The organism is Trinickia sp. (assembly GCF_035492435.1).
Taxonomy (GTDB): Bacteria; Pseudomonadota; Gammaproteobacteria; order Burkholderiales; family Burkholderiaceae; genus Trinickia.
This window is the reverse complement of sequence record NZ_DATJJF010000015.1, coordinates 1-6080: the sequence shown is the minus strand read 5'-3', so window position 1 is coordinate 6080 and position 6080 is coordinate 1. Positions and strand designations below refer to the sequence as shown.

8 protein-coding genes are annotated in these 6080 nt (G+C 63.8%); all 8 read left to right on the top strand.

Going from position 1 to position 6080, the window contains the following annotated elements; all coding sequences use genetic code 11:
- Positions 1-1008: flagellar hook-length control protein FliK (locus VL598_RS01375; protein ID WP_325324908.1), on the top strand; the 1008-nt coding region annotated here is incomplete at its 5' end.
- A 343-nt stretch (positions 1009-1351) separates the two neighbouring features.
- Positions 1352-1840, top strand: a complete 489-nt coding sequence (gene fliL / locus VL598_RS01370; RefSeq protein WP_325324907.1) for a flagellar basal body-associated protein FliL — start codon at positions 1352-1354, stop codon at positions 1838-1840.
- A gap of 92 nt (positions 1841-1932) precedes the next feature.
- Positions 1933-2928, top strand: coding sequence for a flagellar motor switch protein FliM (gene fliM, locus VL598_RS01365; protein ID WP_325324906.1), 996 nt, complete (start codon positions 1933-1935; stop codon positions 2926-2928).
- Positions 2921-3376 (top strand): flagellar motor switch protein FliN, encoded by a 456-nt coding sequence (gene fliN, locus VL598_RS01360; protein ID WP_325324905.1) that lies wholly within the window; start codon positions 2921-2923, stop codon positions 3374-3376. The genes fliM and fliN overlap by 8 nt, the downstream gene beginning before the upstream one ends.
- A complete protein-coding gene (gene fliO / locus VL598_RS01355) occupies positions 3373-3957 on the top strand; it encodes a flagellar biosynthetic protein FliO (RefSeq protein WP_325324904.1) in 585 nt (194 codons plus the stop codon). Before fliN ends, fliO begins: the two co-directional genes overlap by 4 nt.
- Positions 3957-4739, top strand: coding sequence for a flagellar type III secretion system pore protein FliP (fliP, locus tag VL598_RS01350; RefSeq protein ID WP_325324903.1), 783 nt, complete (start codon positions 3957-3959; stop codon positions 4737-4739). The genes fliO and fliP overlap by 1 nt, the downstream gene beginning before the upstream one ends.
- Before the next feature lie 16 nt (positions 4740-4755).
- A complete protein-coding gene (gene fliQ, locus VL598_RS01345) occupies positions 4756-5025 on the top strand; it encodes a flagellar biosynthesis protein FliQ (RefSeq protein WP_325324902.1) in 270 nt (89 codons plus the stop codon).
- 45 nt (positions 5026-5070) lie between these two features.
- Entirely contained in the window at positions 5071-5853 is a 783-nt protein-coding gene (gene fliR / locus VL598_RS01340) for a flagellar biosynthetic protein FliR (protein ID WP_325324901.1), read from the top strand.
- Positions 5854-6080: the final 227 nt, after the last annotated feature.

Sequence of the window (6080 nt, the reverse complement as noted above, 5' to 3'; positions counted from 1 at the left end):
GCGGACGACAGTGCAGCGGGCGGTGCGGCTGGCGACCCGACGCTCGCCGGCACCAGCGCAGCGGGAGGCAAGAAGCTGCCGGGCAGCGGGGCAAAGACGGTGCACGATGCGATCGACGCCGCGCTCGCCGCGGGAATGGGCGCCCAAGGCGCGGTAGGTGCGACGTCGAGCCCGTTGGCCGCCAACAGTAACGCAAACGGGCCCGGCAGCATGGGCGGCCATGGCCTGACCAACGGCATCGGCTCCGGGTCGCTAGCGTCAAAGGGCATGGCCGCGCTGAAGAACGGGAACGGCGCAACAGCCAATTTGAATGAAAATGCAGCCGCCCTTGCCGCCAAGGCCGAAGGCGGCGCGGCCGCGCAAGACGGCGCCCTATCGGCCAGCGCGGCACAGTCGCTCGCCGCAGGTGCGAGCGACGCCGATGGCTTGACGGCGCTCAACAGCACCGCCGATGGGGCAAGCGCGGCGTTGTCGGCAGCGCAATCGTCACAGGCCGCGCAAGCTGCATTGAGCGCGCAGACAGCCAGCGCCTCCGGCGCTGCAGCCACGACAAGCGCAGCCGCAGCCGCCGCCTCGCTCGCGCCGACCGTCGGCACCCCCGATTGGGAAGATGCGCTGAGCCAGAAAGTCGTGTTCCTCTCGAGCGCCCATCAGCAAAGCGCTGAATTGACGCTGAACCCGCCCGACCTCGGTCCGCTACAGGTGGTGCTTCAGGTCGCGGGCAGCCAAGCGCATGCGCTCTTCGTCTCGCAGCATCAGCAGGTGCGCGAAGCCGTCGAAGCGGCACTGCCCAAACTGCGCGAGGCGCTCGAATCGGGCGGCTTGGGCCTTGGCAGCGCAAGCGTCAGCGATGGCGCCGCACGGCAGTCGCAACAGCAGGGCCAGGAAGGCGGTGGCCGTAGCGGCTCACGGCAAACAGCGGGCGACGACGCCGTCGGCGGGACGACCGCAACGGCTACCGCCATCCCTCAGCGACGCACGGTGGGGCTCGTCGACACGTTCGCATGAGGATGGGCATGAGCTGCTTGCAGCTATGCCCCCTTAGCTCGTCAGCGGGTTCGAAGCTTTGCGTGGCACGGGAGGCGCATCGAATTCGAGCGAAGTCGGCTTCGCGTCGTGCCCCTGTGTAACGCGGCGCCTGATTTAACACTCGCGGCAGTGCCGTTGGCGCCCCTTCGCTTGAACGACGCACGGCCCCGCCGGCACTCCGTTTCGGCCTGAAAGGCTGCGCGCATCGCAAGGCGTAGCCCCAAAGGGGCGAGATGGCGTCGAATGTCCCTTCTTTTCGGCTTATCGCCGAGCACGGCTTTGGCCAACAATCCACTCTACCGCTCACACGCAACGCATCGTCATGGCATCCACGACCGCAGCTCAAGAGACCATCGCCATCCCTGACCGGAAGGGCAAATGGAAACGCATCGCCCTGATCGTTCTCATCGCGCTCGTTGCAGCGGGTGCTGCCGCGGGCGGCATGTACTTTTTCTTGTCGAAGAACCCGGGCAAGGTTACGGTGCACCCCCCAGCGCCGCCCGTGTTCGTTCCGCTCGAGCCGATGACGGTGAACCTGCTGTCCGACGACAGCGATCACTATCTGCGCGTGGGACTGACGCTCAAGCTCGCCGACGACAAGATGCAGGCGCACCTCAGCGACCACATGCCCGAAATCCGCAGCCGCATCCTGCTTGCCCTGTCGAACAAACATCCTGAAGACCTCGAGACGCTCGACGGCAAGCGTGCGCTCGCGAAGGAGCTGATCGGCCTCATCGAGCAGCCGACGGACGCCGGCGCCCCGGCCATCCATGTCGAGGACGTGTTGTTCACGGATTTCGTCGTCCAGTAGCCGACCAGGCCGCGCCCGAGTCGCGGCTTCCCGCTGACTCGGCACGCAGCCGCGGCTAATCACATCAATCGACACAAGGGACGAAAAGCGCGATGGGCCACGAAGAGTTCATGTCCCAAGAGGAAGTCGATGCACTCCTCAAGGGCGTTACGGGCGAATCCGACAGCGACGCCGAGCACGGCGATAAGGTCAGCGTACGCCCCTACAACATCGCCACACAGGAGCGCATCGTCCGCGGCCGGATGCCCGGCCTCGAGATCATCAACGAGCGTTTCGCCCGCTTGATGCGCCTCGGCATCTTCAACTTCATGCGGCGCACGGCCGAAATTTCGGTCGGCCCGGTGAAGGTGCAGAAGTACAGCGAGTTCACGCGCAACCTGCCGATTCCGACGAACCTGAATCTCGTGCACGTGAAGCCGTTGCGCGGCACGTCGCTCTTCGTCTTCGACCCGAATCTCGTTTTCTTCGTCGTCGACAATCTGTTCGGCGGCGATGGGCGCTTTCATACACGCGTCGAAGGCCGCGACTTCACGGCCACCGAGCAGCGCATCATCAGCAAGCTGCTCAACCTCGTGTTCGAACACTACTCGGCCGCGTGGAAGAGCGTGCGGCCGCTGCAGTTCGAGTTCATGCGCTCGGAAATGCACACGCAGTTCGCCAACGTCGCCACGCCCAACGAGATCGTCATCGTGACGCAGTTCTCGATCGAGTTCGGCGCGACGGGCGGCACGCTCCATATCTGCATGCCGTACTCGATGGTCGAGCCGATTCGCGACGTGCTGTCCTCACCCATCCAGGGCGAGGCGCTCGAAGTCGACCGGCGCTGGGTGCGTGTGCTGTCGCAGCAGGTCCAGGCGGCGGAGGTCGTGCTCACGGCCGATCTTGCCGCGATTCCAGTGACGTTCGAAGACATTCTCAACATGCGCGTCAACGACGTGCTGCCGATCAACATTCCCGAGAACATCGTCGCGAAGGTCGACGGCGTGCCCGTCATGGAATGCGGTTACGGAATTTTCAATGGCCAATACGCGCTGCGCGTTCAAAAAATGATCAGCGCCACCGATACGAAGGACACGGGATATGAGTGACGTGAACGCGACGCCGAACGAGGGTAATCGCGAAGCCGAGGCACAAGCGGCAGCCTTTGGCGTTACTGACGAAACCAGCCTCGACGACTGGGCGAGCGCGCTCGCCGAGCAGAATTCGAACGAGCCGCCCGCCGCCGCGGCGGGCGTCTTCCAGCCGCTGTCAAAAGTGCAGCCTGCGTCGACGCCCAACGACATCGACATGATCCTCGACATCCCCGTGCAGATGACGGTGGAGCTCGGGCGCACAAAAATCGCCATCCGCAACCTGCTTCAGCTGGCGCAGGGCTCGGTGGTCGAGTTGGATGGCCTCGCCGGCGAGCCGATGGACGTGCTCGTGAACGGCTGCCTCATCGCACAGGGCGAAGTCGTCGTCGTCAACGACAAGTTCGGCATCCGGCTGACCGACATCATTACGCCGTCCGAACGCATTCGGAAGCTCAATCGATGAAGAAAGTCCCGCGCCGGCCGGCACTACGCGCGTTGCGCGCAGCGCTCTGGCTTGCGCTCGGCGCAACGCTTGCCGCCGCGCCGGCTTGGTCGCACGCGGCGGATCTGAACGCCGTCAACAACGCCGTGCACATCGCCTCGAGCGTCGGCGCTGGCAGCGCGGCACCGCAGCTCGGCGTGGGCGCTTTGCTGCAGACGCTTCTCGGCCTGGCTGTCGTCATCGGCCTCGTCTTCGCTTGCGCGTGGCTCGCACGTCGCCTCGGCTTTCAGCCGTCGATGCGCGGCAACGTTGTCAGGACGGTGGGCAGCTTGTCGCTCGGCGGCAAGGAGCGCGTGGCTGTCGTCGAGATCGGCGATACCTGGCTGGTGCTAGGTGCGGCCCCAGGTAACGTCCGTCTTCTGCATACGCTACCGGCGGGCTCGGTCGACGCTATGGCCGGCACCTCACGCGACCCTAGCGGCGCAGGGGGAGCAGATGGCGCAGGCCCCGCCCCCACGGGCACCTTTGGCACTCGCTTTCGTGCCGCGCTAGCGGACGAAGCCAAGAAACGCTTTTCGCGGTCGTCCGCCGGAGGCAAGTAATGTCGTCGCGCCTCGCATCAAGGGCCGTGCGGCTCGCACGTGCTGCACTACCGGCGCTCCCGCTCTTGTTGAGTCTTCTCGCGCCATCGTCCTCATTCGCCCAGGCGAGCGGTTTGCCGGCCTTTACTACGAGCCCCGGCCCCAACGGCGGCACGACGTACTCGCTGACCGTGCAGACGATGCTGCTGTTCACGATGCTGTCGTTCTTGCCGGCCATGCTGCTGATGATGTCGAGCTTCACTCGCATCATCATTGTGCTGTCGCTGTTGCGTCAGGCACTCGGCACGACGACGACGCCGCCGAATCAGGTGCTGATCGGACTCGCGCTCTTTCTGACATTCTTCGTGATGTCGCCCGTGCTCGACCGGGCCTACACCGACGGCTACAAGCCTTTTTCCGACGGCACCATTCCGATGGAAACGGCGGTGGCACGCGGCGTTGCGCCGTTCAAGACCTTCATGCTGCGCCAAACGCGCGAATCGGATCTCGCCCTCTTCGCGCGGATCGCGCACGCGCCCCCGATGCAAGGCCCGGAAGACGTGCCGCTTTCGCTGCTCGTGCCGGCCTTTGCGACCAGCGAGCTCAAGACGGGCTTCCAGATCGGCTTCACCATCTTCATTCCGTTCCTGATCATCGATATGGTGGTCGCGAGCGTACTGATGTCGATGGGTATGATGATGGTTTCACCGGTGACGATCTCGTTGCCATTCAAGCTGATGCTGTTCGTGCTCGTCGACGGTTGGCAACTGCTCCTGGGTTCGCTCGCTCAAAGCTTCGCCTGACGAGGAGAAACGCTCGATGACGCCTGAAGCCGTCCTCACGCTGGCACACCGTGCCATGTTCGTCGCGCTGCTCCTTGCCGGGCCGCCGCTGGTCGTCTCGCTCGTAGTCGGGCTTGTCGTCAGCTTCTTCCAGGCCGCGACGCAGATCAACGAATCGACGCTCTCGTTCATTCCAAAGCTGATCGCCGTCGGGCTCACCTTGGTCATTGCAGGACCGTGGATGCTCGCGACCGCGCTCGATTTTCTGCGGCAGGCGTTGACCAACATTCCGTCACTTGCGGGATAACGCGCGCGAAACGCGCAATCAAGCAATCGGGCACGGGGCATAGCGATGTTGTCAGTCACCTACGCACAGCTGAACGCGTGGATCACGGCGTTTCTTTGGCCGTTCGCGCGCATCATGGCGCTGGTCGCCACGGCTCCGATTCTCGGGTATGCGACATTGCCCTCGACCGTCAAAATCGGACTCGCCGCATTCGTGACGATGATCGTGGCGCCGACGCTGACCGACCTGCCCACCGTCACCGCTTTTTCCGCAGCGGGCGTCTGGATCATGGTCAACCAGGTCATCATCGGTGTGGTGCTCGGCCTCACGATGCAGGTCGTTTTCGCCGCGGTTGAAATGGCCGGCTCGTTCGTCGGCCTCCAGATGGGGCTCGGCTTTGCGACGTTTTTCGATCCCGGCTCGGATGCGTCGAGCGAAGTGCTCTCGAGCTTTTTGAACACAGTGGCCATGCTGGCGTTTCTCGCGTTCGATGGCCCTGCTCAAGTGATCAGCGCGATCGCCCAATCGTTTCAGTCGACGCCGGTCACCGCCGGTCTCCTCGGCACACCCGGCTTGATGACGTATTTGCGATGGAGCAGCACGATCTTCTCGGCGGGGCTGCTGATGTCGTTGCCCATCGTGATTGCGGTGCTGATCACGAACTTGCTGCTCGGCATGCTGAACCGCGCCGCGCCGCAGATCGGCGTCTTTCAGATCGGCTTCGCGACGACGTTACTCGTCGGCATGTTGCTGCTGCAGCTCATGCTGCCCGACCTTATTCCGATTTTCGGTCAGCTCTTCGACATGGGCATCGACGCGATGGGACGCGTCGCCGCCGGGCTCAGGTAGAGACAGAACTAACTGAACTACTGAGCGCGCGGCGGCGCGGGCTATGAGATACAGCCCGCTTCAATTTGCTTAGCCGTTCAGATACTGGAAGAGCGACATCCCCTGGATTTTGGCAAAGGACATCTGCGACGCCTGCAGTGTGTTTTGCAGCTCCTCGAGTTGGCTGATCGCCTGCGTCATGTTGGTGCTGGTGACGTTGGTCAGGTTGTTTTGCACCTGCACGCTCG

Coding starts and splice junctions, on each gene's coding strand:
- fliN (WP_325324905.1), top strand. CDS start 2,921: ATGAGTGACGTGAACGCGACGCCGAACGAGGGTAATCGCGAAGCCGAG.
- fliR (WP_325324901.1), top strand. CDS start 5,071: ATGTTGTCAGTCACCTACGCACAGCTGAACGCGTGGATCACGGCGTTT.
- fliL (WP_325324907.1), top strand. CDS start 1,352: ATGGCATCCACGACCGCAGCTCAAGAGACCATCGCCATCCCTGACCGG.
- fliM (WP_325324906.1), top strand. CDS start 1,933: ATGGGCCACGAAGAGTTCATGTCCCAAGAGGAAGTCGATGCACTCCTC.
- fliQ (WP_325324902.1), top strand. CDS start 4,756: ATGACGCCTGAAGCCGTCCTCACGCTGGCACACCGTGCCATGTTCGTC.
- fliP (WP_325324903.1), top strand. CDS start 3,957: ATGTCGTCGCGCCTCGCATCAAGGGCCGTGCGGCTCGCACGTGCTGCA.
- fliO (WP_325324904.1), top strand. CDS start 3,373: ATGAAGAAAGTCCCGCGCCGGCCGGCACTACGCGCGTTGCGCGCAGCG.